1 protein-coding gene is annotated in these 1,302 nt (G+C 40.9%); it reads right to left on the reverse strand.

Annotated elements, in window-relative coordinates; translation table 11 throughout:
* A partial coding sequence (locus BVER_RS29020) for a retropepsin-like aspartic protease (RefSeq protein WP_198155488.1) occupies nucleotides 1-1,302 on the reverse strand: 1,302 nt, incomplete at both ends.

The raw sequence follows: 1,302 nt of genomic DNA on the forward strand, positions 1-1,302 counted from the left end.
GTTTCACGTTCTCAATTCCTGTAATTTCTTTCACAATTTCTAGGACTAGATGGTTAGAACTAATGCAAGCATGTAAAACATCTAGCACACATTCGTTAATTACTTCAACACGATTACACTCATGCTTCTCATCGTCAAACAACTTTAAGGATTTAAAAATGTTAAACTCAATCTTCTCATCATTAAACCTCAAAGTTACATTACCTTGCTCCACATCAATGAGTGCTCTCCCTGTTGCCAAGAATGGCCTTCCGAGAATCAGAGGTACTTTCTTGTCAACCTCCATATCCACGATCACGAAGTCAGCGGGATAGATAAAATTTCCGACTCTAATCATCACATCCTCTATAACTCCCCTGGCTTTTGTAGTGGATTTGTCAGCTAGCTGCAAGACAATAGCAGTCGGTTCGTAATCACCTAAACCTAGCTGCTGAAACACTGAATATGGCATTAAATTAATACTCGCCCCAAGATCACATAAACATTTATCAAAATTTAAATTGCTAATTGAGCAAGGAATAGTGAAACTCCCTGGATCCTTTTGCTTCGGTGGCAATTTATGTTGGATGATCGCGCTACATTCCTCAGTGACCACCACAGTTTGCAAGTCTTCCAGCTTCTTCTTCCTTGTTAGCACATCCTTCATGTACTTCACGTATTTTGGAATCTGCTCAAGAGTTTCAATAAAAGAGATATTAATATGCAACTTTTTAAGCATGTCTAAAAACTTAACAAACTGATCATCATCTTTCTTTTTCTGCAATCTTTGGGGGAATGGGAGTTTAGGAACATAAACAGGAAGATTTTCAGAACAAATTATTCTCCCTGGTACATAGTCCTTTCGGACTAAGGTCGACTCAGCTGGATCCTCCTTTTGCTTTTCTTCTTCTTGAATTTCGGTTTCCTCACCTTGCTTTCTCGCTTCGACCGAAATCTCTTGCTCTTCAGCCTCTGGTGGTGAGGCTTTTCTCACAGGTGGCTTTGGTTCACCTAACTGCTTCCCACCCTTGAGTGTAATTGCATTCACATGTTTAGGATTCTGAACAGTATCACTGGGCAGACCTTGCACCTGAGTATTTTGCATTTGACTTGCCATTGCTCCGATCTGTTTCTCGAGACCCGAAAGTCGTGCTTGAGTACTGATATTCTGGCGTTCGAAGGCATCCATTCTAGCGTCCTGCTTGACTGCCCTTTCTTCTCCTCTCTTTAAGTAAGCAATAGCTTCTTCTAATCGAGAAGATAGATGTGTATCAGCGGGTTGTATTTGCTGTTGTGATTGTTGAGGGATAGCCACCATTTCTC

Source organism: Candidatus Burkholderia verschuerenii (assembly GCF_001189365.1).
In the GTDB taxonomy this organism is placed as follows: Bacteria; Pseudomonadota; Gammaproteobacteria; order Burkholderiales; family Burkholderiaceae; genus Caballeronia; species Caballeronia verschuerenii.